This window comes from Streptomyces wedmorensis, assembly GCF_000716445.1.
In the GTDB taxonomy this organism is placed as follows: domain Bacteria; phylum Actinomycetota; class Actinomycetes; order Streptomycetales; family Streptomycetaceae; genus Streptomyces; species Streptomyces wedmorensis.
The window spans coordinates 1-25309 of record NZ_JNWK01000049.1; the positions used below are offsets into that span (position 1 = coordinate 1).

Here is a 25309-nt window from a genome sequence, read left to right on the forward strand (position 1 = left end):
CTTTCCGGTCCCTTTCGCTTTCGCTCCGGGCCCTTCCGGCGGTTCCGACTCTATCAGATCCTTTCGGCGTCTGATTCCCAGTCAGCGGGGTTTGTCTTTCCGGCTGTTGGGCCGTTCCGACGTCTCAAACTCTAGCGGATTTCCCGGACGGCTCATAATCGAGTCTTTCGAAATGAATTTCGGCATGCCGAAATTCGTCCCGGTGGGGAGATCGTGCGGAGTAAGAGGTGCCGCATCAGCGGCGGGAGTGGTTGCCGAAGAACCGTTCCGGCTCGGTGACAACTCGGAGAACACTACGCATCCGGTGGGGGCGTGTCAACCCCCGGCCTGGGAGGGTCAGTCGAGGTCCTTCAGGCGGCCGCCCGCGTCGGGCTGGGTGAGCTCCACGCGGCGGAGGAGGCGGATGAGGGCCTCGCCCAGGACGCCCCGCTCCTCGGTGGTGAGGTCCTGGAGGAGGTCCTCCTCGAAGGCGGTGGCCATGCGCATGGCCTCCAGCCACTTGGAGCGGCCTTCGTCGGTGAGTTCGACGATCACGCGGACGCGGTTGTTCTCGTCGCGGTCGCGGGTGACCAGGCCTTCTCCCGCCATGCGGTCGATGCGGTGGGTCATGGCGGCCGGGGTGAGGCCGAGGCGCTTGGCGAGTTCGCCGGGGCCGAGCCGGTAGGGCTCGCCGGCGAGGACCAGGGTCTTGAGGACCTCCCACTCGGCGTTGCTGATGCCGAGGTCCGCGAGCTGGCGGCCGTACGCCACGTTCATGCGGCGGTTCAGCCTGCCGAGGGCGGAGACGACCTTCTCGACCTGGGGGTCGAGGTCGCGGAACTCGCGCTGATAGGCGGCGATCTGCTCGTCGAGGCTCGGCTCCTGGGGGGCCTGCTGGCCGGACCGCTCGGTGGTGTCGGACATGCGGCGAGTATCCCACGGGCCTCGTTGGCGTTGAAGTCCTTCACTGTGTACTGTTAAGCCGTTAACTTTAGTGTTGAAGTCTTCAAGGTTCAGGGATACACCTCTGAACCTGCGACCGAAGTGGGTGAGTGTGACCGAGGCGAGGGGCGCGATGCGCCGGATTCAGGCAGGCAGCGCGCTGAGCGCGTTCGGACTCGGCTTCACGGTGCCGTACCTCTATGTGTACGTGGCCCAGGTGCGGGATCTGGGCGCGACGACGGCGGGCATCGTCCTGGCGGTCTTCGCCATGGCCGCACTGGTGGTCCTCCCCTTCAGCGGGCGGGCCATCGACCGGCGCGGGCCGGTGCCCGTGCTCCTGGTGGCCTCGGTGGTCGCCGCCGTGGGCGCGGTGGGGATGGGCTTCGCTTCGAGCGTGTCGGCGGCCGTGGGTGCCGCGGCGCTGCTCGGCGCCGGTACGGCGGTGCTCCAGCCGGCCCTCGCGACGATGATCGTCTGGTGCTCGACGCCCGCCGGCCGGACCCGGGCCTTCGCCATGCAGTTCTTCCTGCAGAACCTGGGACTCGGCGTCGGTGGCCTGATCGGCGGCCTGCTGGTCGACACGAGCCGTCCGGGCTCCTTCATCCTGCTGTTCTCGATCGAGGCGGCGATGTTCCTCGTCCTGGCGGCGATCGTCGGGACCGTGCGGATGCCCGGTTCGCCGGCGTTCCAGGGTGCGCGTCCGTCCGAGGGCGGCAAGGGCGGCGGTGTGCGGGCGCTGCTCGGGCACAAGGCGATGGTGCAGCTGTGCGTCCTCGGCTTCGTCCTCTTCTTCGCCTGCTACGGACAGTTCGAGTCGGGTCTCGCCGCGTACGGCACGGAGGCCGCCGGAATCCAGCCGTCGACGCTCGGTATCGCGCTGGCCGCGAACACGGCGGTCATCGTGGCCGCGCAGTTCCTGGTGCTGAAGTTCGTCGAGCGCCGCAAGCGGACCCGGGTGATCGCGGCCGTGGGCCTGATCTGGACCGTGGCGTGGCTCATCGCCGGGTACGCGGGTCTCGGGCACGGCAGCCAGGCGATGGCGACGGCGGCGTTCGTCTCCACGTACGCGCTGTTCGGGCTCGGTGAGGCGATGCTGTCGCCGACCGTGGCTCCGCTGGTGGCCGATCTGGCGCCGGAGTCGATGGTCGGGCAGTACAACTCGGCCTTCGCGCTGGTCAAGCAGCTGGCGCTGGCCGTCGGTCCGGCCGTGGGCGGGCCCATGGGGGCCGCGCTGCACGGGCCGTACATCGTGACGTTCGTGCTCTTCTCGCTCGGCATCACGTTCCTGGCCGTCCGGCTGGGGAAGCGGCTGACCCCCGAGCAGGACCAGCCGTCGCTTGCCGGCAAGCCGTCGAAGGTCGTGGCACGGCACCAGCCGGAGCGGAAGGTCGAGGCGGCCGCCTAGAGCACATCCGGGTGATCCGGGCGGACGCCCCTTAGAGCGCGTCCGCCCGGATCACCCGGTCGGGCAGGGCGAACTCGCACCAGACCGCTTTCCCGCCGCCCGGCGTGCGGCGGCTGCCCCAGGACGAGGCGATCGTCGCGATGATGGAGATCCCGCGACCCGCCTCGTCCTCCGTTTCCGCCCTGCGGCGACGCGGGAGGTGGTCGTCCCCGTCGGTGACCTCGATGATCAGCCGGCGGTCGGTGCGGCGCAGGCGCAGCCGCATGGGCGGGGTGCCGTGCTGGAGGGAGTTCGCGACGAGCTCGCTGGTGGCGAGGACGCCGAGGTCGCGCAGTTCGACGGGGAAGCGCCAGCTCGACAGGACGCCGGAGGCGAAGGCACGCGCGCGCGGGGCGGCCTCCACGCCGCCGAGGAGTTCCAGGGCGGCGTTGTGGAAGAGCTCGGCGTCGGCTCCGGCGCGGGAGGGGTGCTGCACGACGAGGACGGCCACGTCGTCGTCGTGCTCGGCGGTGACGCCCAGGGACCGGAGGAGCCGGTCGCAGACGACCTGAGGGGAGCCGCTGGCGCCGGAGAGGGCGCGGGCCAGGGCGGCGACGCCTTCGTCGATGTCCTCGCGGCGGCGTTCGACCAGGCCGTCGGTGTAGAGGACGGCGGTGGAGCCGGGCGGCAGGGCGATGGAGCCCGAGGCGTGCAGCCAGCCGCCGGTGCCGAGCGGCGGTCCCGTCGGGTCCTCGGCGCAGCGGACGGTGCCGTCCTCGTCCCGTACGAGGATCGGGAGGTGCCCGGCGGAGGCGTAGACGAGCTTGCCCTCGTTGGGGTCGTGGATCGCGTAGACACAGGTGGCGATCTGGCTGGCGTCGATCTCGGCGGCGAGGCCGTCGAGGAGCTGGAGGACCTCGTGCGGGGGCAGGTCCAGGCGGGCGTAGGCCCGGACGGCGGTGCGGAGCTGGCCCATGACGGCGGCGGCGCGCACGCCCCGGCCCATCACGTCGCCGATGACGAGTGCGGTGCGGCCGGCTCCGAGGGTGATCACGTCGTACCAGTCGCCGCCGACGGCCGCGTCCGCGACGCCGGGCTGGTAGGTGGCGGCGATCCGCAGGTCGTCGGGCTGCTCCAGCTCCTGCGGGAGCAGGGAGCGCTGGAGGGTGACGGCGGTCTCCCGGTGGCGGCGCTCGCTGGCCCGCAGCCGCTCGGCGGCCTCGGCGTGGTCGGTGACGTCGGCGGCGTGGACGAGGACGCCGCCGCCGTCGAGCCGGGGGCTGTCCACGGGCAGGCAGGTGACCGTGTACGACCCGCCGTCCTGGGTGCGGCGCGATTTCACCGTGCGCGGCTTGCCGCTGCGCAGCACCTGGTCCATGAGCGGGAGGAGGCCGAGGTCCTCGGCCTCCGGGCAGGTGTCGGCGACGGTCGCTCCGGCGGGACGGGGGCCGAACGCGGCGGCGTACGCGTCGTTCACGTACGCGATGCGGTGCTCCGGGCCGTACGCGAGGGCGACCAGGCCGGGGAGGCGGCCGAGGAGCTCCCGTACGGAGAAGTCCTCGAGTGAGGGGACGTCTGCGGGCTCGGCGATGTCTTCGGCGAGCTGCTCCAGCTGCTGCCCGTACTCACCGCGGGCTGCGGGCACGGAGCCTTCGGTCCCCCGCGCCGCGCGGCGCTGCGTGCCGGGGAGCCGGGCGCTCCAACGGGTGAAGTTCACGGATCTGTATGCCTCGTGGTGTCGGTGCCGTGCAGAGTCACTCTGTGCAGGTGTGAGCCCACCTATGGTCACACGTCCAGTGTGGACGAGTGCACTGACAGTGATGTCAGGACGACGGCTTGTCGCCGGGGTCCGGTGGCGGAGCGGCGGCGAGTTCGAATTCGGCGCGGGGGTGTTCCAGCGAGCCGAGGGAGACGATCTCCCGTTTGAACAGGCCGGACAGGGTCCATTCGGCGAGGACCCGGGCCTTGCGGTTGTAGGTGGGGACCCGGCTGAGGTGGTAGGCGCGGTGCATGAACCAGGCCGGATATCCCTTGAGCTTGCGTCCGTAGAGGTGGGCGACGCCCTTGTGGAGGCCGAGGGAGGCGACGGAGCCGGCGTACGCGTGCGCGTACTCCTTGAGCGGTCGTCCCCGCAGGGAGGCGGCGATGTTCTCGGCGAGGACCTTGGCCTGGCGGACGGCGTGCTGGGCGTTGGGCGCGCATTCCCTGCCGGGTTCCGGGGAGGTGACGTCGGGGACGGCGGCGGCGTCGCCGGCGGCCCAGGCGTTCTCGACGCCGTCGACGGTGAGCCGGGCGGTGCAGCGGAGCCGGCCGCGTTCGTTCAGCGGCAGGTCGGTGGCGGCGAGGACGGGGGCGGGTTTGACGCCGGCGGTCCAGACGACGGTGCGGGTGGGCAGGCGGGTGCCGTCGCTGAGGACGGCGACCCGGTCCTCGCAGGAGTCGAGGCGGGTCCCCAGGCGTACGTCGATGTTCCGGCCGCGCAGCTCGCGGACGGCGTACCGGCCCATCTCCGCGCCGACCTCGGGGAGGATCCGGTCCGAGGCCTCGACGAGGACCCAGCGCAGGTCCTCGGGCTTTATGTTGTGGTAGTACCGCGCGGTGTAGCGGGCCATGTCCTCGAGCTCGGCGAGGGCCTCCACGCCCGCGTAGCCGCCGCCGACGAAGACGAAGGTGAGGGCGGCGTCGCGGATCGCGGGGTCGCGGGTGGAGGAGGCGATGTCCATCTGCTCGATGACGTGGTTGCGCAGGCCGATGGCCTCCTCGACGGTCTTGAAGCCGATGCCGTGGTCGGCGAGGCCGGGGACCGGGAGGGTGCGGGAGACGGAGCCGGGCGCGATGACCAGCTCGTCGTAGGTGAGCTCGGTCGCGCCGGTGCCCTCCTCCTCGGTGGCGAGGGTGGAGAGGGTCGCGGTGCGCTTGGTGTGGTCGACGGACCTGACCTCTCCGATGACGATCCGGCAGCGGTCCAGGACCCGGCGGAGCGGCACGACGACGTGGCGCGGGGAGATGGAGCCGGCCGCGGCCTCGGGCAGGAACGGCTGGTACGTCATGTACGGCTCGGGGGTGACCACCACGATCTCGGCGGCGCGGGCTCTGAGCTCGGCCCTGAGCTGCCGCTGGAGGCGCAGCGCGGTGTACATGCCGACGTAGCCACCGCCGACCACGAGAATGCGCGCAGGTTCGGTCACTGTCCCATGACGCACCCCCGTCCGTGGTTTGTCCACAGGCTCGGCAAATTGTGTGACCGGAGGGGTACGGAGGCGCGGGGTGGCGCGTGATGCGCGTGTGGCGGCATCGGCGCAGGTCACAGCGGGTGGAGCGGGGCGAGAGGGGGGTCGGAATCGGGAGTCTTCCGGGCCTTGCTCCGATCGGGGGGCGCACCGTACGGAACTTCCCCTTCTGAATTGACCCCGACTCAACTATGTTCGTACTTCGTCGGGGTGTCGGATCGGAGCGCGTGGACCTGAGCGCTGGTCGTCCGGAAACCCCGTGTCAGGGCGGGGAAGTCTCCGGGGGGAGACATCATGAGCGGGGGAACGCTTATGCAGATTCAGGATTCGCGATGGCCGACGGGCGCCGGTACGGCGATCGTCGAGGACGGCCACGGTTCGGGGGGCGCTGCCTCCGAGTCGCGCAACGGAACGGTGGTGCCCGGCGGCAGGTCCGCGCCGCTTCGGGTGGACGCCCAGCGCAATCTGGAGCACGTCCTGCGGGCCGCGCGCGAGGTGTTCGGCGAGCTCGGCTACGGGGCTCCGATGGAGGACGTGGCTCGCCGCGCCCGGGTCGGGGTCGGCACGGTCTACCGCCGCTTCCCCAGCAAGGACGTGCTGGTCCGGCGGATAGCCGAGGAGGAGACCGCCCGGCTGACCGAGCAGGCGCGTGCCGCGCTGGGCCAGGAGGAAGAGCCCTGGTCGGCGCTCTCCCGGTTCCTGCGGACCTCCGTGGCCTCGGGTGCGGGCCGTCTCCTGCCGCCGCAGGTGCTGCGGGTCGGTGTGGACGAGCCCGTGGTGCTGCCCGTCGGCGACGGCGGTGGCGATGCGGCCCGGGTGCCCCACCAGCGGGGTGTCGCCGAGCAGGCCGACGCGCGCGTGGCCGCGCCGCGCGGTGTGCAGGCGGAGGAGCGGGACGACTCGGGGGCGGCCGAGCTGCTCGAGGTCGTCGGTCGGCTCGTCGACCGGGCGCGTGAGGCGGGTGAGCTGCGGACGGACGTGACCGTGGCGGACGTCCTCCTCGTCATCGCGACGGCCGCCCCGGCACTGCCGGACGCGGTGCAGCAGGCGGCGGCTTCGGCGCGACTCCTCGACATCCTGCTCGAGGGTCTGCGCTCCCGATAACTCCCGAGGTCTCCCTGGTACGTCGAGGTGGGAGACGGCTGTTCCGTGGTCCGGGCGGACCAACGAGCATGACACGAACGTGTGATCGGTTACGCCCGGATACCGGAAGTCTCCCCGGACGAGTGGTAAGTGGACGCGGCGCTTCGGCGTGCCCACGCTCTGTGGCAGTCTTGGCCGGTATTCGGGTCTGGGCGTGCGTACGGGGGCTTCCGCGATGAGCGGTGACGGTCGGGACGAACCGCTGGGCGACGGTGGTGGCACGGAGCCCGGGGGCCGTCCCCCTCGTCAGGTGCCGAGCCAGGGCGGTCCCGGCGGCCTCTCCGGCGCGTCGGCCGGATCCGGTGCGGTCGGCCCGGCGAGCGTCCCGGGGCAGGGTGGCGCGATGGCTCAGCGTGGACCTGCCGAACCGTTCGACCGGACCGAGCACATCCACCACGCCGACCGGGCCGCTCAGGTCGACCACGTCGATCACCTGGATCACCCCGATCACACGGACGCGAGTGTTCCGCAGCAGCGGGAAGGCAAGGCCTCCGGGGCCGCGGGCCAGGTGGCCGGGGGTTTCGCCGGACGGGCGGGTACCGGACTCGAGTACCTCGGCTCGCCTGACGCTGCCGCATCCGCCTCCCCCGACGCCCGCGCCGACATCCACGGCGACGGCGGCGACGCAGACGGCGAGGACGGGTCGGAGGGCGTGCTTCCGCCGCCTGTCGCGCTGCCGCCGTCCGACTCCGAGCTCGTCCAGCTCATGCGGGACGGCGACGGCTCCGCGTACGAGGAGCTGTTCCGCCGCCACTCCGACGCCGTGCGCCGGTACGCCAGGACCTGCTGCCGGGACGCGCACACCGCCGACGACCTGACGGCCGAGGTGTTCGCCCGCACCCTCCAGGCCGTCCGCGGCGGAGCCGGCCCCGAACAGGCCGTGCGCGCCTACCTCATGACCACCGTCCGGCGGGTCGCGGCGAACTGGGCCAGGACCCAGAAGCGCGAGCACCTCGTCGAGGACTTCGCCGTGTTCGCGGCGGAGGCGGCCCGCTCCTCCGAGGTCTCCGACCAGAGCGTGTCCTTCGGAGCGGGCCTGGACCTCGGCGCGGACGTCCTCGCCATGCACGAGGCCGAGCAGTCGCTCGCCATGCAGGCCTTCCGCTCGCTGCCCGAGCGCTGGCAGGCCGTGCTGTGGCACACCACCGTCGAGGAGGAGTCCCCCAGCGACGTCGCACCCCTCTTCGGCCTCACCGCCAACGCCACGGCCGTCCTCGCCAGCCGGGCCCGCGAGGGCCTCAAGCAGGCCTACCTCCAGGCCCACGTCAGCCAGTCGCTGACCGCGGGCGGCGACTGCGCCCGTTACGCGGACCGGCTCGGCGCCTACGCGCGCGGCGGCCTGCGGATGCGGGCCGAGCGCGGCCTGCGCAAGCACCTGGACGAGTGCGCCAAGTGCCGGCTCGCCGCCGGTGAACTCGCCCACGTCAACGCCGGGATCCCCGCGCTGCTGCCGATCGCCGTCATCGGCTGGTTCGCCGCCGGGTACTCCCTCAAGGCAGCCGGGGTCGTCGCCGGTGGCACCGCCGCCGCCGCGGGCGCGGGCGCCGCGGCCGCCGCCTCCGGCTCCTCCGGCGGCGCGGCCTCCGGCGGGGCCGCCGCCGAGGGCCTCGGCGCGCCCGCCAAGGCCGGCATCGCCGCGGCCATAGCGGTGGCCGCGGCCGCCGGCCTCGTCTGGGCCATGGCCGGGGACCCGCAGCCGGTGGCCGCGCCCAAGCCCGCACCGCCGGCCGTCACCCCGATCGTGCCGCCGGAACCCGCGCCCCCTCCGAAGCCGACGCCCAAGCCCGTACCGCCGCCTCCGCCCGTACGTTCCGAGCCGCCGGCGCCCAGCCCGACGCCGACCCCCGAGAAGCCCTCGCCCAAGCCGAAGCCGACGCCCACACCGACCCCGAAGCCCACGCCGCCGCCCAGCCCCAAGCCGACGCCGACGCGGACGCCCGAGAAGCCCGCGCCGAAGCCGTCGGCTCCGCCCGCGCCCCCGTCGGTCTACCGGATCAGCGAGCTGCGGTACGGGATCTTCGGCGACGGCACCAAGCCCGAGGTGTCCCTCTCGGACAGCAGCTGGATGTGGCAGCGGAGCAGCCTCTCCATCGGCGGCACCCCGTACGCGCACGGCGTCAGCGTCCACGCGCCGTCCTCGCTGCTCGTCGACCTCAACCGGCAGTGCACCGCCTACGACGCGGTCGTCGGCGTCGACGACCTGAGCGCCCTGCTCGGCGTCGGCGGCGTCCGCTTCTCCGTCTACGGCGACGACGAGCGGCTCTGGCGCTCCGACGTCGTCCGGGCCGGCGACCCGCCGCTTCCGGTGCACGTCGACATCACCGGCCGCAGCACCCTCCGGCTCGTCGTCGAGGAGCACACGCCGTTCGGCCGGGCCGCCGTCGCCGACTGGGCGGACTCCCGGATCAGCTGCTCCTGACGTCGCCCGGTGCGGCCGGGCCCGCGGCGGACGGCGTCGGCCCGCGTCAGGCGTCACCCGGCGTCGGGCCCGGCCGGCGTCAGGAGTCGGCCGGGCCCGAATCCGGCAGGCCCGAATCCGGCAGGCCCGCGTCCGTGAGGGGCTCGACGAGGGAGAGGACCGCGTCGACGTCGAGGTTCTCGCCGGACGCGCGGGCGGCGGCGAGGCCGGGGGCGCCGAGGGCGCCGAGGGCCTTCGCCGTCATCGACTCGGCGTCCTGGAGCTGGGGGGCCGAGCGGGGTATGTCGCGGCGCCAGACGTCGACGGCGGACAGGACGGTCATGGCGAGGGCGGGTTCGCCCGCCTCCACCAGGGTGAGCGCGAGGCCCTCGCCGAGCGCCGCGTTGACGAGGTTCGCGCACTGGCCGTCCCGTGCGGCGCGCAGCGCGGACGCGGCGCGGGCGACAGCCGCGGTGCCCTTGCCCTCGTACGCCTCGACGAGCGCGGCGAGGCCGGTCACCGCCGCCGAGAAGTGCGGCGGCGGGGTCCCGGCGGTGACCAGCCGGCCGGCCTCCTCCAGCTGACGGCGGGCCTCCGCGATGTCGCCCTCGTGGAGCGCGATGGCGGCGCGCAGGAAACCGACGAACGTCCGGGTGTCGTGCACGTGGTAGCGCTCGGCCTCCGCCTCGGCGTCCGCGATGCCCTTCTTCGCGGCCTCCATGTCACCTCGGTGGTAGAAGAGCTCGGCGAGGCGGGCGATGAGGAAGGGGCTCTCGGCGTGGGCGCCGACCTCGCGGGCGAGACCGAGCGCCTCCTCGTACGCCGCTCCGGCCTCCTCGTGGCGGCCGCGCATCATGTGGGCCTCGGCCGCCGCGCTCGCGATCTGCGCCCCCATCCAGCGGTCGCCGACCCGGCGGGCCAGGTCACGGAGCTCGGCCAGGTCCTCGTCGACGCCGGGCATGTCGCCGGGCATGTCGACGACCATGTGCGTACGGAACATCAGGGTGACGCCGATCTCCCAGTCGCCGCCGTGACGGCGGCAGTTGTCGACGGCCGAGTCGAGCAGGCCGCGGATCGTCGCCGGGTCCTCGGTCAGGTACGCGGTGAACGGCCAGAGCAGACCGGGGAAGCGGGCGGCCTCGGGACCGGGGTCCGTGCCGAACGCGGCACGCACGCGCCGCACCAGGGCGGAGACCTCGGGGTCCTCGTGGAACTCGGCGGCCACGTGGTTCTCGACGGCGAGGAAGAAGTGCAGCATCCGCAGCTGCATGCGCGGCCAGTACCGGGGATCGGCCGGATCCTCCGGGTCCTCGCCGAGCGCGACCGCGCGCTCGACCCAGGAAAGGCCCTCGGGACGGTAGTTGCGCAGCCACCAGAACCAGCCCATGGCGAAGACGAGACGGAGCGCCGCGGCCTCGTCGGGGTCGGTGACGAGGACCCGGTGGAAGGCGGCGCGGATGTTGTCGAGGTCGCGCTCGATCCGCTCGATCCAGGGCAGCTGCTCCCCGGAACGCAGCCGCGGTTCGGCGGTCTCGGCGAACGCCGTGAAATGGGCGGTGTGGACGGCCTCGGCCGCGGCGAGGAGGCCGGGGGTCTCGGCGGCGCGCTCGACGGCGTACTCGTGGATGGTCTCCAGGAGGCGGTAGCGCATCTCGCCGCCGTCGACGGGGGTGGCGACCACGAGCGACTTGTCGACCAGCGCGCCCAGCGAGTCGGCGGCGTGCGGGGAGAGCGCCTCCGCGGCGGCCAGGTCCCAGCCGCCGGCGAAGACCGAGACCTGGCGGAGCAGGGTGCGCTCGTCCGGATCGAGCAGCTCCCAGGACCAGTCGACGACGGCGCGCAGGGTCTGCTGCCGGGGCAGGACGGTACGGGAGCCGGAGGTGAGGAGACGGAACCGGTCGTCGAGACGGTCGGCGATCTGGCGCGGGGTGAGCAGCCTCAGACGGGCGGCGGCCAGTTCGATGGCGAGCGGCAGGCCGTCGAGGCGGCGGCAGATCTCGTCCACCACGCCGCCGTCCCGGGCCGGGTCGAAGGACGGGCGCACCGCGCGGGCCCGCTCGGCGAACAGGCGGTGGGCCGGGTCGGGCGGCAGCGGCTCGACCGGGCGGACCGACTCGCCGGGGACGCCGAGCGGTTCACGGCTGGTGGCCAGGATCCGGAGCCGCGGGCAGTGCGTGAGCAGGGTCTCCGCGAGGGCGGCGGCCGCGTCGATCACGTGCTCGCAGTTGTCGAGGACGAGGAGCAGGGGGCGGCGGGCCAGGTGCTCCACGAGGTGGGCCGCGGGGTCGTCCTGGAGCGCCACGCCCTCGCGGGTGATCAGGTTGATCTCCCGGAGCCGGAGCGCGGACAGGACCGCGCCGGGCAGTGCCTCGGGGTCTTCCAGCGGGGCCAGTTCGGCGATCCAGGCCTCCGGTCCCGCGGCCCGCAGCGCGGCCTCCTCGGCGAGCCGCGTCTTGCCCGAACCGCCCGGGCCGGTGAGCGTGACCAGCCGCGAGCGGCCCAGGTCCGCGTCGAGCGCGGCGAGTTCGGGCTCGCGGCCGACGAAGGAGGTGAGGCGGGGGCGGATGTTGCCTGCCGGAGCGGAGGCCGTACGGGGCGGGGCGGCAGGGGTGGGGGGTGCAGTGGCCGGGTCCGTGGGGGCGGACTCGGTGGGGGCCGTACGGGGCGGTGGCGCGGGCGTGCCGGCGAGGAGTTCGTGGTGGAGGGCGGCGAGTTCGGGGCCGGGGTCGGCGCCGAGGGCGTCCGCGAGGGTGCGGCGGGCGGACTCGTACGCGGTGAGGGCGTCGGCGTGCCGGCCCTCGGCCCGCAGGGCGCGGATGAGCTGGGCGCGGAAGGTCTCGTCGTACGGGTACGTGGTGGTCAGCTCGGACAGTTCCGGTACGAGTCCGTCGGTGGCGCCCCTGCGCAGGTCGGCCTCGACGCGCTGTCGCAGGGCGGCGAGCCGCTGGGCCTCGGGGCGGACGCCCGCCGGGTCGGGCAGGTCGGCGAGGGCCGGGCCCCGGAAGAGGGCGAGGGCCTCCCGGAGGAGGGCGGCGGCGGCTTCGGGGTCGTCGGCGTCGAGGTGCGCGCCCGCGTCCCTGACCCCGCGCTCGAAGACGTACAGGTCGATGTCGTCGGGTCCGGCGACGAGCCGGTACCCGGGACCGGGGGTGGAGGCGACGGCTTCCCTGCCGATGACCCGGCGGAGGCGGCCGACCAGGGCCTGGAGGGCGGCGGGGGTGTCCTGCGGCGGCTCGTCCCCGTACACGTCGTCGGCGAGCTCGGTGACGGACGCGGCCCGTCCGCCGCGCAGCGCGAGCGCCGCGAGGAGGGCGCGCAGCCGGGCGCCGCCGAGGGGGAGGGTGGTGCCGTCGGACCGGAGGGCCTCGGTGGTGCCGAGGATGAGATACCGCACCGGCTCATTGTGGCCGGTGGCGGGGGCGGGTGCCTCGGGGTTTACCCGGGCCGGACCCTCAGAACGCGGCGGTGTCGAGCGGGAAGCCGAGGGGCGCGGGGAGCGGAACCTGTGTCCCCAGCTTGTGGACGGACTTGTGGGCGTAGTCGTCCCCGTCCGGCTCGGAACAGACGACGGCCTCGCCCGCCTCGCGGTCGATCAGCAGGTAGAGGGGGATGCCCGCGCGCGCGTAGGCCCTGATCTTCTGGACCCGGTCTCGGCCTGCGGTGGAGGAGGAGGTCACCTCGGCGACGAGGAGGACGGCGTCCGGAGCGTGCCACTCCCGCTGATCGTCGAAGCTGCCTTTGGGCGCGATGACGAGGTCGGGGCTGACTCTGACGGTGTCGCTGGTGCCGGGCAGGCTGAGGCCGATGCCCGTGAAGTTCCTGAGTGCCGTATCGACCCGGTGGGCGATGACCTGCTCCACCACCTCGGTCACGATCTCCTCGTGCTCGCCATTGGCCGGAGGCCCCACGTAGATCTCCCCTTCGATCAGCTCCACGCGCCAGCCCTTGGGGGCCATCGCACTGAACAACTCGAAGGTCTCCTGGGTGCTCGCGCCCTCACGGTCGGGCAAGCCCCCGGAGAACGTGTCCTCCGGGACCGGCAACGGCATGGCCATGGCGGACCTCCTTCGCTCGGGTGCGACGGTTTCAGCTTAGGTCCGGCTCCGGATCGAGGTCCGGGAAGCGTTCGCTCGAACGAGCGTGCTGGGGCGTTTCGCCTGCTTGCCGAGGGCCTCACGCCGGAAGTGACCTCGATGCCGGGATCAGGGGGCCCTGGACGGCGCGGTGGGCGCGGGGTTCGGTGGTGTTGGTCCAGCAGGAGCCGCGGCGGGCGAGGAGGCGGCGGAGCCAGAGTTCGGTGGAGACGAGGTCGGCGAGGCCGTCGAGGGGGACGGGGGCGCCGTCGGCGGCGGAACCGAGGGCCCGGCGGACGACGCGGGCGTCGATGAGGCCAGCGTCGGCGAGGAGGGGGGCGTCGAAGAGGGCGAGGAGCTGGGGCAGCGCGGCGCGCAGGCCCGCGCGGGTGGCCGCGGCGGGGACGGCGGGATGCGGGGCGCCCCAGCCCGGGGGGAGGTCGTGGACGCCGGCGCCGGAGAGGACCGTGCGCAGGACGCCGGCGCGGGCGTCCGGCTGGACCCGCAGCGATTCGGGGAGCGCTCGGCAGGCGCGGACGACCTGGTTGTCGAGGAAGGGGGCGTGCAGCCGCTGGCCGCGGATCTCCGCGGCCTGTTCGAGGACCCGGTGATCGGCCGCGGCGCGGACGAGGGCGGCACGCGCGCGTGCCTCGCCCGGGCGCTGGACGGAGGCGGGAAGAGTCGCCGCCCGGTTCAGGCGAACCGATACTTCGGCCAGCGCCTCCCCGGTCAGCCAGCGCGCCGCGGGCCCCGGCCGCGACCAGGCCAGGGCGGACAGCGAGGCCTCCAGGGGGCCGAAGCCGTCCGGGGCCGCGCGGTTCGCCTCCAGGACGCGCCGGGCCGCCGTCTCGAGACCCGTGCGGTACGGGGTACGGGCCAGCTTCCGCGCCGCCCGGTAGACGGTCAGCGGCACCAGGAACGCGCCCGCGGACGGGCCCGAGGCCTTGGCGAGCGCCGTCACGGGACGCACCAGGGAACGGCGCCTGCGGTCCATCAGGAGGTCGGCGAGGCGCGCCGGGTGCGCGTCGAGGACCTGCTTGGCGCCCATCCCGGTGAAGTGGTCGGCGCTGCCGCCCGCGAGCCGCCGCCGGTGCCGCTCGGCCGTGACGAGCGCGGGGCCCGGCTCGTCGGTGAGCGGCCCGTCCAGGGCGGCGTACGGCAGCGCCTCCTCGCCGGCCGCGACGACCACGTGGTGCAGGCGCGGGTCGGCCGCGAGCTCCCGGGCCCGCTCCAGCTCGTCCTCGCGGCCCGAACCGGGGCGCGTGGCCAGGTCGTTGAAGGTGACCGCGAGCAGCCGCTCCCCCGCCCCCGCGCCGTGCCCGACGATCGTGCCCGGCACCCCGGGAAGCCCGGCCGCGAGGAGGGCGAGGGTGCCGGACGCGCTGCCGCCGGAGAGGTCGGCGCCGATGCCGGGGGCCGGTCCCGCGCCCCGGGCCGCGCGCCGGTCGGCGGGCCCCATGCCGGGGACGGGGCCGGGGTCGGGAAGCGGGACCTCGGGCGCGTGGCGGGGTGCGGTGAGCCGGGCGCGTACGGCCTCGACGAGGGCGTCCCGTACCCCTTCGACGGCTTGCCGGGGGTCGGACTCGGGCGCCGCGACCGCGAGCGAGGCGACCTGCTCGTACCCGGCGATCTCCCGTGACCCCTCCCGCAGGATCAGCGCGTGGCCGGGCGGGACCCGCCGCACCCCCTCGTACGGCGTGGAGTCGCGCAGCGCCTCCGGGGTTTCCGGGCAGGCCAGGAGGGCGGCCAGGTGGCCGATGTCGAGCTGGGCCTCGACGAGGTCGGCGAGCGGCAGGGCGGCCGTGGCGAACGCGGTGCCGCCGGCCCACGGGGTGTGGAACACGGGCCGGGCGCCCACGAGGTCACCGGTGACGGTGACACGGCGGCCGGCCTTGACGACCGCCGTGTAGCTGCCGGGCCATGCGGTGAGGTGCCTCAGCGCGCCCCCGCGCGCGGTGAGCAGGCCGAGGCGGAGCTCCTCGTCGCTCGCGGCGCAACAGCCGAGGACGGCGAGGCGGGTGTGGTCGTCGACGGCCACCACGCGCACCTCGTCGGGCCGCCAGTCGCCGACCGCCCACAGCGGATCGGGGCCGTTCCACAGGAGTTGTGCGCCCACCGGCTGCACCGTGCGCCCCTCGGCCGCCCGGTCGGAGCCGTATCCGGCGGAGGAGGGGAAGTCGGAGTCGTACCCGCCGTGCACCGCTCCCGATCGCGCTCCGGCGGTCGTTGCGAGGTTCGCGGCGACACTGCTCCAGCCCACCAGCCATCGCATCGGCGCCTCCACATCCGTTTCGGTGGGAGACATGCTGCCACGACAACGGCGCACGGGGCGGTGTCCGGGTGCACGCGCGCGAAAGCCGAATGCGCCCCTGGCATGGGCCAGTTGGCCGCCGAAGGCACACCGGCGTCATTCGGCCAAATATCGACCGTGCCCGGTGGGTTTGGAACGCGACCAGGCCGTCTCGCCCCGCCCGGGCGTCCGGCAGCCCGGGAGGCGCTCCCGCCTCCCGGCGCCGTCCGCCGCCCGCGGGGAATGGGGCGGCGGAGTCCCCCAGCCCACTGGTCCGGGACACCGTTCCCGGCCGAGCGGGCCGACCCACGCGCCACCCATGGAAGCGCTCCCCCCCTCGGCCGGACGAGAGCGCACGGCCGGGCGCACGGCCACACGGCCGGAGCACGAGCCGGGCCGCCGTCCCTTCCCGGCAGCCGGTCACACAACAATCTCGCCATACGGAACACCGCCCCTTAACGGTAGGGATGCGGCGAACTACGCTGTGTTTACGAATGCCGCACGCCTATGCCCGGCGTCGTGGCGGCCGTCTGGGTTGTCGAGGGGTGGCGTCATGTCCAGGGAGCAACGCGGGCCGAACGAAAAGCTCGGCACGGTTCTCGCCCTCGCGGGAATCAGCAACGCCGGGCTCGCCCGGCGCGTCAACGACCTCGGTGCACAACGGGGACTGACGCTTCGATACGACAAGACCTCGGTCGCCCGATGGGTGTCGAAGGGCATGGTGCCGCAGGGCGCCGCCCCGCACCTGATCGCCGCGGCGATCGGGCAGAAGCTCGGCCGGCCCGTGCCCCTGCACGAGATCGGCCTCGCGGACGCCGACCCGGCGCCCGAAGTCGGGCTCGCCTTCCCGCGCGACGTGGGCGAGGCCGTGCGCTCCGCCACCGACCTGTACCGGCTGGACCTCGCGGGGCGGCGGGCCGGCGGGGGCGGCATCTGGCAGTCGCTCGCGGGCTCCTTCGCGGTCAGCGCGTACGCCACCCCGACCTCGCGGTGGCTGATCACCCCCGCCGACCCGTCCGTCGAGCGCGAGGCCCCACGCCCCGGCGCGGGCACCGCGGGAGCGGCGGCCGCGGAACACCCGCGCGTCGGGCACAGCGACGTCGCCAAACTCCGCGAGGCCGCCGAGGACGCGCGCCGCTGGGACTCCAAATACGGCGGCGGGGACTGGCGTTCCTCCATGGTCCCCGAGTGCTTACGCGTGGACGCGGCACCCCTGCTGCTCGGCTCGTACTCGGACGAGGTCGGCCGGGCCCTGTTCGGGGCGACCGCCGAGCTGACCCGGCTGGCCGGCTGGATGGCCTTCGACACCGGACAGCAGGAGGCCGCCCAGCGCTACTACATCCAGGCTCTGCGGCTCGCCCGCGCCGCGGCCGACGTACCGCTCGGCGGATACGTCCTCGCCTCCATGTCCCTCCAGGCCACCTACCGCGGCTTCGCCGACGAGGGCGTCGACCTCGCCCAGGCCGCCCTCGAACGCAACCGGGGCCTCGCGACCGCCCGCACCATGTCCTTCTTCCGGCTCGTCGAGGCACGCGCCCACGCCAAGGCCGGCGACGGGCTCGCCGCCGGGGGCGCGCTCAAGTCCGCCGAGGGATGGCTGGAGCGCTCCCGAGCGGGCGACGCCGACCCGACCTGGCTCGGCTTCTACTCGTACGACCGGTTCTGCGCCGACGCGGCCGAGTGCTACCGGGACCTGAAGGCGCCCCACGAGGTGCGCCGCTTCACCGAGCAGGCACTCTCCCGGCCCACCGAGGAGTTCGTCCGCTCGCACGGACTGCGGCTCGTCGTCTCCGCCGTCGCCGAGCTGGAGTCGGGCAACCTCGACGCGGCCTGCGCGGCGGGCACGCTCGCGGTGGAGGTGGCGGGGCGGATCTCCTCGGCACGGACCACGGAATACGTACGGGACCTGCTGCACCGGCTCGAACCGTACGGGGACGAGCCGCGGGTCGTGGAGCTGCGGGAGCGGGCCCGGCCCCTCCTCGTCTCGCCGGCGTGATCCGCCGGTCGGGCACGGCACGCCGCCCGGGCGTGACGCGCGTCCCACGACGTGGGCGTTTAACGGCGTTGTCAGTGGGCCAGTGCACTATCGGGGGTGGGAGGTGGCGCTGGTGTTTGACTGCGACGTACTGGTGATCGGCGGCGGGATCGTCGGTCTCTCGACGGCGTACGCGCTGACGCGTGCCGCGCCCGGCACCCGCGTCACGGTCCTGGAGAAGGAGCCCGCCCTCGCGCGCCACCAGACCGGGCGCAACAGCGGGGTGATCCACAGCGGGATCTACTACCGGCCGGGGTCGCTCAAAGCCCGCTTCGCGGTCTCAGGCGCGGCCGAAATGGTCAAGTTCTGCGCAGAATGGGATATTCCGCATGAGGTGACGGGGAAGCTCATCGTCGCCACCACGCGCGACGAGCTGCCCAGACTGCACGCGCTCGTCCAGCGCGGCCGGGAGAACGGCATCCCCGTCCGCGAACTCGGCCCGACCCAGATCAGCGAGTACGAGCCGCGCGTCCGCGGCCTCGCCGCGATCCACGTCGGCACCACCGGAATCTGCGACTACGGCGCCGTGTCCGCCCGCCTCGCCGAGGCCTCCGGCGCCCGGATCCTGCGCGGCGCCGAGGTCACCGTGATCGACCGGCGCCCCTGGGGCGTCGCCGTCCGGACAGCCGACGGCCGGATCGTGCGGGCGCGGGTCCTCGTCAACTGCGCCGGACTCCACTGCGACCGGATCGCACGCCTCGCGGGCGACGACCCCGGCATGCGGATCGTCCCCTTCCGAGGGGAGTACTACGAGCTCACGGACCCCTCGCTCGTACGAGGCCTGGTCTACCCCGTCCCCGACCCCGCGTTCCCCTTCCTCGGCGTCCACCTCACCCGGGGCATCGACGGCGGCGTCCACATCGGCCCCAACGCGGTGCCCGCACTCGCCCGCGAAGGCTACGGCTGGTCCGTCGTCCGACCCCGCGAACTGGCCGGCACCCTCGCCTGGCCCGGCTCCTGGTCCATCGCCCGCGCCCACTGGCGGTACGGCGCCGGCGAACTGCACCGCTCCCTCTCGAAGCGGGCCTTCACCGAAGCGGTGCGGCGGCTGCTGCCGGTCATCGAGGAATCCGACCTGCGGCGCGCGGCGCCGGGCGTACGGGCGCAGGCGGTGCTGCGGGACGGGACGCTCGTCGACGACTTCCTCATCCGCGAGGAGGCGCGGACGGTGCACGTCCTCAACGCGCCCTCGCCTGCGGCGACCGCGTCCCTGCCCATCGGCCGCGAAGTCGCCACCCTCGCCCTCGCCCAGCTGTAGCGGCCGCACCGCCGCCTCCCGGACCGTGGGCCGCGCCCCCGGCAGGACCCCGGGGTGCGGGCCGCGCCCCTGGCAGGACCCCGGGTTGCGGGCAACTGTTCCGCAAGGGCGGAACGGGTGGGCACAACCCACCACGGCGCCGCACCTTCGGCGCACCGTTCAGGCCCGGAAGCCTGGGCCCGGCAGAGGGCGCCGTCCCGTGTGCCCACCCGTCCCGCCCAGCGGGACGATTGCCCACACGGAGGTGGCGCGGGAGCGGGCGCAGCCCACGCGGCGCGTAGGCGGGGACGGGCGCAGCCCACACGGAGAGGGCGCGGGGGTGGGGGCGGCCCGCACGGAGAGGGCGTAGGGGTGGGGGCGCCGTAGGATTGGGGGCATTGTGTCTGAGCAGAGTGAGAACGAATCGCAGGCCGTCGTAGAGGGTGGTCGGACCGCCGCACGGCGGGGAAGCCGGATGTTCGCGCCCGGGGAAGGGCCGATGCCCGACCCGGCCGGGGCGCATCACGAGCGGCGGATCCGGAGTTTCCAGCCGCGCCGCAGCCGCGTCACGTACGGGCAGGCGGAGGCGATGCTGAAGAGGTGGCCCGACTGGGGCCTCGACATCGACGGCAAGGGCGTCCTCGACCTCGGCGAGATGTTCGACGGGCTGCCGGTCGTCCTGGAGATCGGCTTCGGGATGGGCGAGGCGACCGCGCAGATGGCGGCGGCCGACCCGGGCACGGGCATCCTGGCCGTGGACGTGCACACGCCCGGCCAGGGCAATCTGCTGGGGCTCGCCGACCGCAACGGCCTGACGAACGTGCGGGTCGCCAACGGCGACGCGATCATCCTGCTCCGCGAGATGCTGGCGACGGACTCCCTGGACGGTTGCCGGGTCTACTTCCCGGACCCGTGGCCCAAGGCGCGGCACCACAAGCGGCGGCTCATCCAGCCCGAGTTCCTCAGCCTTCTCGCGACCCGGCTCAAGCCCGGCGGCGTGCTGCACTGCGCCACCGACTGGGAGTCGTACGCCGAGCAGATGCTGGAGGTCCTCTCCGCGCATCCCGACTTCGAGAACACGCAGCCGGACGGCGGCTACGCCCCCCGTCCGGACTTCCGGCCGGTCACCCGCTTCGAGGGCCAGGGTCTGGACAAGGGTCACGTCGTGCACGACCTGCTCTTCCGGCGGGTCCCGCGGGGATAACCCCGTCGCCCGGTGTCGGTGGGGGTCGTTAGGGTCGCTCACGTGTCGAATCCCGCCCCCGCCGACCGGCCTCCCGAGGACACCGCGCCCGTCAGCCGGTCCCCCGAGGACGCGGCCCTTGCCGACCGGACCTCCGAGGACGCAGCCCTTGTCGGCCTGTCCCCCGAGGACTCCGTGCCCGTCCCGCACCGGGACACCGACGAGCCGGCCTTTCCGGCCGCCGCGGACCGGTCGCAGTGGCGCTACCGGCCTCGCCGCGCGTTCTGGCGCAGCCGGGTGCTCCGGGCCATCGCCGTCGTCGTGCTGCTCGCGCTGTGCGCCCTGGTGATCCTGGCACTGGTCCGCGAGCAGACCGGCACCCAGGGCTTCCTCGTCGGCCTGGGCCTGGCCGTACTGCCCGTACCCCTGCTGATGGCCGCGTTCCGCTGGCTCGACCGGGTCGAGCCGGGGCCCTGGAAGAACCTGCTCTTCGCCTTCGCCTGGGGCGCCTTCGCCGCCGCGCTCGTCGCGATCCTGGCGAACTCCTTCGCGGTCCGCTGGATCGCGACGGCCACGGCCGACCCGGACTCGGCCGACAACCTCGGGGCCACCGTCATCGCGCCGGTGGTGGAGGAGAGCGCGAAGGCCGCCGCGATCCTGCTGCTCTTCCTCTTCCGCCGACGGCACTTCGGCGGGCTCGTCGACGGTGTCGTCTTCGCCGGTTTCACCGCGACCGGCTTCGCCTTCACCGAGAACATCCTCTATCTCGGCAACGCCTTCGGCGAGGACCAGGAGGTCGGCTCCTCCGGCATCGGCATGGTGACCGCCGGCACCTTCTTCGTACGGGTCGTGATGTCGCCGTTCGCGCATCCGCTCTTCACCGTGCTCACCGGCATCGGCTTCGGCTTCGCCGCGCTCGCCCCGCGCGGCAAGCGGCTCCGGAAGGTGCTGCTGCCGCTCGCCGGGCTGCTGCTCGCCATGGGCCTGCACGCCGCCTGGAACGGCTCGGCCACCTTCGGCGGCCCGTGGGCCTTCTACGCGGTGTACGGGGCGCTCATGGTCCCGGCCTTCGGCCTGCTGACCTGGCTCGCGGTGTGGAGCCGGCAGCGCGAGCTGCGCACGATATCCGGCGAGCTCCCGGCGTACGCGGCGGCCGGCTGGCTCTCCCCCGCCGAGCCGCTCGCGCTCTCCTCGATGCGCGCCCGCCAGATGGCCCGCTCGTTCGCCGGCCGGACGTACGGTCCGGCGGCCGCGCGGGCCGTCGGCGAGTACGAGTCCTTCGCGACGACCCTGGCTTTCCTCCGGGACCGGGCCCGGCGCGGTACGGCCGGGCCCGACTTCCCGGCCCGCGAGCAGGAGTTGCTGCACCACCTCTGGCAGCGCCGCGAGGTCGCGTCCCCGGCCCTGACGTACGCGGCGCGGGCCACGGGCCGGGTGTGGGCGCCGCCGCAGTACCTGGACTACGGCGGCTACAACCCGTACCGCAGTTAGCCGGAGTGGCCGGGGACTGACGGGCCGGACAGACCGGGCCGCCGACGCCGTACCCGCCGGACGACGCCGGACGACGTCAGGCGACATCGGGTGGCGTCAGACGGTGCCAGGCGGCCCGGACGGCGTCAGACCGCCCGGACGGCGTCAGACGGCGGACGCCTCGGTGAGGAGCGTCAGCTCGGCGTCGGTGAGCGTGAGGTCGGCGGACGCGACCAGTGCCGGGAGCTGCTCCACCGTGCGGGCCGAGGCGATCGGCGCGACGACGGTGGGCCGGGAGGCGAGCCAGGCGAGGGCGACGGAGGCGAGCTCCGCCTCGTGGGCCTCGGCGACGGTGTCGAGCGCGGAGAGGACGGCCCGGCCGCGCTCGGTGTCGAGGTGGCCGCCGGCGCCCGCCGCGCGGACGCTGTCGACGGTGGCGCCGGGACGGTACTTGCCGGTGAGGAAGCCGGAGGCGAGGCCGAAGTAGGGGACGGCGGCGAGCCCGGCCCGGTCGGCGGTCTCCAGGAGCGGGCCCTCGTAGGTGGCGCGGGAGACCAGGTTGTAGTGCGGCTGGAGGGCCACGTAACGGGTCAGGCCCTCGGCCTCGGCGAAGTCGAGGGAGGCGCGCAGCCGCTCCGGGGAGATGTTGGAGGCGGCGACGGCGCGCACCTTGCCGTCCTTCACCAGCTGGTCGAGGGCGGTGACGATCTCCTCGACCGGGATGGTCTCGTCGTCGAAGTGCGTGTAGTACAGGTCGATGTGGTCGGTGCCGAGGCGGCGCAGCGACTCCTCCGCGGCGCCCTTGATGGTGGTGGCGGAGAGGCCCTTGAAGCGCGGGTGGGCGCCGACCTTGGTGGCGACGACGACGTCGTCCCGGTTGCCGCGGGAGGCGAGCCAGCGGCCGATGACGGTCTCGGACTCGCCGCCCTCGTTGCCTTCGGCCCAGGCGGAGTACAAGTCGGCGGAGTCGACGAAGTTGCCGCCGGCGGCGGCGTAGGCGTCGAGGACGGCGAAGGACTGGGCCTCGTCGGCGGTCCAGCCGAAGACGTTGCCGCCCAGGGCGAGCGGGAAGACGTGAAGGTCGGAGCTGCCCAGCGGGCGGAGAGAGGTCATGGGTGGATCAACCCCGCCCGCCGCCGGGCCTATTCCGCCGGGGTCAGAGCGAGAGGCCCTTGGAGCGGAGCCAGGCCGCCGGGTCGATGCCGTCGCCGCCTGCGGTGTGGACCTCCATGTGGAGGTGGGCGCCGGTGACGTTGCCGGTGGCGCCGACGCGGCCGATGGTCTCGCCGGTGCCCACGGTCTGGCCGACGGAGACCGTCATGGACGAGAGGTGGCAGTACCAGACCTCGGTGCCGTCCTCCAGCTCCAGGACGATCCGGTAGCCGTAGGAGCCGGACCAGCCGGCGGACTTGACGGTGGCGCCGTGGACCGCCTTGAGCGGGGTGCCGGTGGGCGCGGCGAAGTCGAGGCCGGTGTGGTAGCCGGAGGACCACATGGAGCCGGACTGCATGTAGGTGGCGGTGAGGGTGTACGAGGAGATCGGCAGCGAGTAGCTGGCGGCGAGCTGGGCGAGGCGCTCGGCCTCCGCCTTCGCGGCGGCTTCCGCCTCCGCCTTGGCCTTCGCTTCCGCCTCGGCCTTCGCCTTGGCCTCGGCGGCCGCCTTCGTCGCCGCGGCCTCCTTGGCCAGGGCCTCCGCCGCGGCCTTCTCGGCGGCCAGCTTCTCCGCGGCGGCCTTGTCGGCGGCGTCGGCGGAGGCCTGCTGCTGCTCGGCCTGCTGGAGGATGCGGGCGCGCAGGGCCTCGCCCGCGTCGGCGGCGCCGGTCGCGGTGCGGGTGGCCGTGTCGGTCTGCTCGCCGGAAGCCGTGGTGTACGTGGCGGCGGTGAGCGGGTTCGGGTTGGCGCGGGCCGCGCTGACGGGCTCGCTGTCCTCGTCCGTGAGGAGGGCGCCGACGCCGGGGAGGTCGTGGGCGTCCGGGAGGTCGAGGTCGGGGAGGTCCGGGAGCGATATCGCGACCGGCGGCTTCTCCTGCGCGGTGGCGAGGCCGCCCGCGCCGACGGCGGCGATGACGCCGACGCCGAGGACGGTGGAGGAGCGGGCGAAGTTGGAGCGCTGCTTGACGACGCGGTGGCGTCCGCCGGAGCGGTTCTGGGCGCGGAGGGAGTCCTCGGTGGGATTCCACTCGGTGTCCGGGGCGGCGGGACCCGCACCGCCACCGAAGGCATCGAAGGGGGCTTCGGGTGCGGGGGTGTTGGACGCCACGAAGGCGCGCTCCTTTCCTTCCTTATCGCCTACCGGGTTAGCTGACGGGTTCGGAGCAGGAAGGTCTCCTACGGACACGGTCGCACGGGTGCGAAAGGCCCGATTCACCCCAAGTGGTGGTTCCCCGGTTCCTTTTCAGGATTCGGCGCGTGCGCACGGTGCCGCCTCTTGCGACGGGTGTGACGACCGCGCTGCGTTATCGAACGTTAATAGACAGGGGGTCCCGATTCCAAGCCGTTCCCCTTGATCATTCATTGAATTGAGGGGGAATGGTCCGAGTTGACCCCCCTTCAGAACGCGAACCCCAAACCCTCGCGATCTGACGTTATGTCAATTGTTATCGCAGCGACACCCCTCGACTACGCCCGGTGACCGGGGCTCCGGTCGCCGCCTCCGCCCGGCGGCACCACCGGCATGGTCCGGCGCCGCTCCGGCTGCCCCGCCGCCGGCCGACTCACCGCGAGCAGCGCCATGTCGTCCGTCGAACCGCCGCCCGTATGGAGGCGTACGTCGTCCACGAGCGCGTCGAGGAGCTCCTCGGGTCCCGGGAAGATCCGGCCGGCGAGCCGCTCGGCGGGGTCGTAGAAGACGCCCTGCGCGTTCCGCGCCTCCGAGAGGCCGTCCGTGTAGAAGAGCAGGGTCGCGCCCGGCGGATACGGCTTCGCCTCGGCCCGGTCCGGCCACACCGCCAGGTCCCCCATACCGAGGGGCAGCGCCGCCTCGCCCGGCTCCATCAGGTCGAGGCGCCCGTCCGCGTACAGCATCAGCGGGGGCGGGTGCCCGCGGTTCACCACCCGTACGAACCCGCCGAACGTGCCGCTGCCGTCGGTGCGCGGGATCTCGGCGAGCACCGCGGTGGTGAACCCCTCGAAGGCGTCGAGGCCGTGCCGACGGGTGCCCTCCCGGGCCAGCGCCCGTTCGAGGCGCTGGGCCACGCCCTCCAGGGTCCGTTCCTGCTCGGCCGCCTCCCGGAAGGCACCGATGACGACGGCGACGGCCTCCACGGCGTCCAGCCCCTTGCCCCGGACGTCCCCGACCACGAGCCGCACCCCGTGCGGGGTGTCCTGGACGGCGAACAGGTCGCCGCCGATGAACGCGCCCGCCTGCGCCGCCTCGTACCGCGCCGCGCACTGGAGCCCGCCGATCCGCTCGGCCGGCATCGGCAGGACCGCCTTCTGCGCGGTCTCCGCGATGACCCGCGCCGAGGCGAGCTGCTCGCCGCTGCGGCGCACGACCCGGTTGACGAGGAGGGCGAGCGCGGAGACGGTGAGGACGGTCAGGGTCTCGGTGAGGGCCGGGATCTCGTCGACCGTGCCGTTGTAGACGTACAGCCCGACGGAGGCGAGGAGAGCGGCGATCCCGGTGAGCAGGGTGGTGAGCAGGGAGAAGAAGGGCGCGGCGATCAGCGGGGCGGCGGAGAAGAGCGGCGCCGCCGTGTAAGCGGGTGGCGTCGACAGGTCGTAGACGACGCCGCCCACGATGACCAACGGGGGCAGCGCGCGGATGAACCGCCGGGCGCCGCCGTAGGCGGGGCGCGGCCCACCGCGCCGCCGCCCGCCGCCCGCCGCTCCCTGGGGGTGCCCCACCTGTGCTCTCCTGCCCGGTCCGACCGGCCGCGGTCCGCACCGCGCCCTCTCAGCGTTGCCGCCGCCGCACCGGGCGGCGACTCCCACGGGGCCGAGTGG

General features: G+C 74.0%; 16 protein-coding genes and 1 riboswitch. Of the genes, 7 read left to right on the forward strand and 9 right to left on the reverse strand.

What is annotated here, in order from left to right; genetic code table 11:
• Window positions 1-336: 336 nt before the first annotated feature.
• The gene (locus OO54_RS30700) at window positions 337-903 is read right to left on the reverse strand and encodes a MarR family winged helix-turn-helix transcriptional regulator (RefSeq protein ID WP_033208905.1); all 567 of its coding nucleotides are present in this window, start codon (window positions 901-903) and stop codon (window positions 337-339) included.
• Window positions 904-1054: 151 nt separating this feature from the next.
• Here OO54_RS30700 and OO54_RS30705 point away from each other — a divergent pair, with 151 nt between their 5' ends.
• Window positions 1055-2326, forward strand: a complete 1272-nt coding sequence (locus OO54_RS30705) for an MFS transporter (protein ID WP_200146625.1) — start codon at window positions 1055-1057, stop codon at window positions 2324-2326.
• A 31-nt stretch (window positions 2327-2357) separates the two neighbouring features.
• Here the strand turns inward: OO54_RS30705 and OO54_RS30710 are convergent, their stop codons facing one another.
• A complete protein-coding gene (locus tag OO54_RS30710; protein WP_033208909.1) occupies window positions 2358-4022 on the reverse strand; it encodes an ATP-binding SpoIIE family protein phosphatase in 1665 nt (554 codons plus the stop codon).
• A 106-nt stretch (window positions 4023-4128) separates the two neighbouring features.
• Window positions 4129-5493 (reverse strand): NAD(P)/FAD-dependent oxidoreductase, encoded by a 1365-nt coding sequence (locus tag OO54_RS30715; RefSeq protein ID WP_033208911.1) that lies wholly within the window; start codon window positions 5491-5493, stop codon window positions 4129-4131.
• Between the two features lie 354 nt (window positions 5494-5847).
• On the opposite strand from OO54_RS30715, the gene OO54_RS30720 reads away from it, so the two are divergent.
• The gene (locus tag OO54_RS30720; protein WP_033208914.1) at window positions 5848-6639 is read left to right on the forward strand and encodes a TetR/AcrR family transcriptional regulator; all 792 of its coding nucleotides are present in this window, start codon (window positions 5848-5850) and stop codon (window positions 6637-6639) included.
• A 214-nt stretch (window positions 6640-6853) separates the two neighbouring features.
• Window positions 6854-9097, forward strand: a complete 2244-nt coding sequence (locus tag OO54_RS30725; RefSeq protein ID WP_033208916.1) for a sigma-70 family RNA polymerase sigma factor — start codon at window positions 6854-6856, stop codon at window positions 9095-9097.
• Window positions 9098-9176: 79 nt separating this feature from the next.
• Here OO54_RS30725 and OO54_RS30730 read toward each other — a convergent pair whose 3' ends face one another.
• The 3 genes from OO54_RS30730 to OO54_RS30740 form a co-directional block, all read right to left on the reverse strand.
• Window positions 9177-12470: an ATP-binding protein gene (locus tag OO54_RS30730; RefSeq protein ID WP_033208918.1), complete on the reverse strand. Its 3294-nt coding sequence runs from the start codon at window positions 12468-12470 to the stop codon at window positions 9177-9179.
• Between the two features lie 58 nt (window positions 12471-12528).
• Window positions 12529-13125 (reverse strand): Uma2 family endonuclease, encoded by a 597-nt coding sequence (locus OO54_RS30735; RefSeq protein WP_418953252.1) that lies wholly within the window; start codon window positions 13123-13125, stop codon window positions 12529-12531.
• Between the two features lie 124 nt (window positions 13126-13249).
• The gene (locus tag OO54_RS30740; protein ID WP_078905424.1) at window positions 13250-15421 is read right to left on the reverse strand and encodes an asparagine synthase-related protein; all 2172 of its coding nucleotides are present in this window, start codon (window positions 15419-15421) and stop codon (window positions 13250-13252) included.
• Window positions 15422-15992: 571 nt separating this feature from the next.
• Between OO54_RS30740 and OO54_RS30745 the strand changes: the two genes are divergently transcribed.
• The 4 genes from OO54_RS30745 to OO54_RS30760 all read left to right on the forward strand — a co-directional run bounded on the left by OO54_RS30745 (window position 15993) and on the right by OO54_RS30760 (window position 21385).
• The gene (locus OO54_RS30745) at window positions 15993-17435 is read left to right on the forward strand and encodes an NsdA family TPR-like regulatory protein (protein WP_033208919.1); all 1443 of its coding nucleotides are present in this window, start codon (window positions 15993-15995) and stop codon (window positions 17433-17435) included.
• Window positions 17436-17547: 112 nt separating this feature from the next.
• On the forward strand, window positions 17548-18732 hold the full coding sequence (gene lhgO / locus OO54_RS30750; RefSeq protein WP_051787302.1) for an L-2-hydroxyglutarate oxidase: 1185 nt from the start codon (window positions 17548-17550) through the stop codon (window positions 18730-18732).
• 454 nt (window positions 18733-19186) lie between these two features.
• On the forward strand, window positions 19187-19915 hold the full coding sequence (gene trmB / locus OO54_RS30755) for a tRNA (guanosine(46)-N7)-methyltransferase TrmB (protein WP_234439311.1): 729 nt from the start codon (window positions 19187-19189) through the stop codon (window positions 19913-19915).
• Window positions 19916-20071: 156 nt separating this feature from the next.
• A complete protein-coding gene (locus OO54_RS30760) occupies window positions 20072-21385 on the forward strand; it encodes a PrsW family intramembrane metalloprotease (protein ID WP_051787319.1) in 1314 nt (437 codons plus the stop codon).
• 144 nt (window positions 21386-21529) lie between these two features.
• Here OO54_RS30760 and OO54_RS30765 read toward each other — a convergent pair whose 3' ends face one another.
• The 3 genes from OO54_RS30765 to OO54_RS30775 form a co-directional block, all read right to left on the reverse strand.
• Entirely contained in the window at window positions 21530-22477 is a 948-nt protein-coding gene (locus OO54_RS30765) for an aldo/keto reductase (RefSeq protein ID WP_033208922.1), read from the reverse strand.
• Between the two features lie 43 nt (window positions 22478-22520).
• Window positions 22521-23624, reverse strand: a complete 1104-nt coding sequence (locus tag OO54_RS30770) for a M23 family metallopeptidase (protein ID WP_033208923.1) — start codon at window positions 23622-23624, stop codon at window positions 22521-22523.
• A gap of 11 nt (window positions 23625-23635) precedes the next feature.
• Window positions 23636-23782, reverse strand: a riboswitch (cyclic di-AMP (ydaO/yuaA leader).
• 201 nt (window positions 23783-23983) lie between these two features.
• Window positions 23984-25210 carry a PP2C family protein-serine/threonine phosphatase gene (locus tag OO54_RS30775; protein WP_033208925.1) on the reverse strand — a complete coding sequence of 409 codons (1227 nt, stop codon included), beginning with the start codon at window positions 25208-25210 and terminating at the stop codon, window positions 23984-23986.
• Window positions 25211-25309 lie beyond the last annotated feature (99 nt).

Excerpts from the sequence above, each read along its gene's own strand:
- OO54_RS30735 (WP_418953252.1), bottom strand. The coding sequence starts at position 13,125 with ATGCCGTTGCCGGTCCCGGAGGACACGTTCTCCGGGGGCTTGCCCGAC.
- trmB (WP_234439311.1), top strand. The coding sequence starts at position 19,187 with ATGTTCGCGCCCGGGGAAGGGCCGATGCCCGACCCGGCCGGGGCGCAT.
- OO54_RS30725 (WP_033208916.1), top strand. The coding sequence starts at position 6,854 with ATGAGCGGTGACGGTCGGGACGAACCGCTGGGCGACGGTGGTGGCACG.
- OO54_RS30745 (WP_033208919.1), top strand. The coding sequence starts at position 15,993 with ATGTCCAGGGAGCAACGCGGGCCGAACGAAAAGCTCGGCACGGTTCTC.
- OO54_RS30705 (WP_200146625.1), top strand. The coding sequence starts at position 1,055 with ATGCGCCGGATTCAGGCAGGCAGCGCGCTGAGCGCGTTCGGACTCGGC.
- OO54_RS30765 (WP_033208922.1), bottom strand. The coding sequence starts at position 22,477 with ATGACCTCTCTCCGCCCGCTGGGCAGCTCCGACCTTCACGTCTTCCCG.
- OO54_RS30700 (WP_033208905.1), bottom strand. The coding sequence starts at position 903 with ATGTCCGACACCACCGAGCGGTCCGGCCAGCAGGCCCCCCAGGAGCCG.
- OO54_RS30740 (WP_078905424.1), bottom strand. The coding sequence starts at position 15,421 with ATGCGATGGCTGGTGGGCTGGAGCAGTGTCGCCGCGAACCTCGCAACG.
- OO54_RS30720 (WP_033208914.1), top strand. The coding sequence starts at position 5,848 with ATGCAGATTCAGGATTCGCGATGGCCGACGGGCGCCGGTACGGCGATC.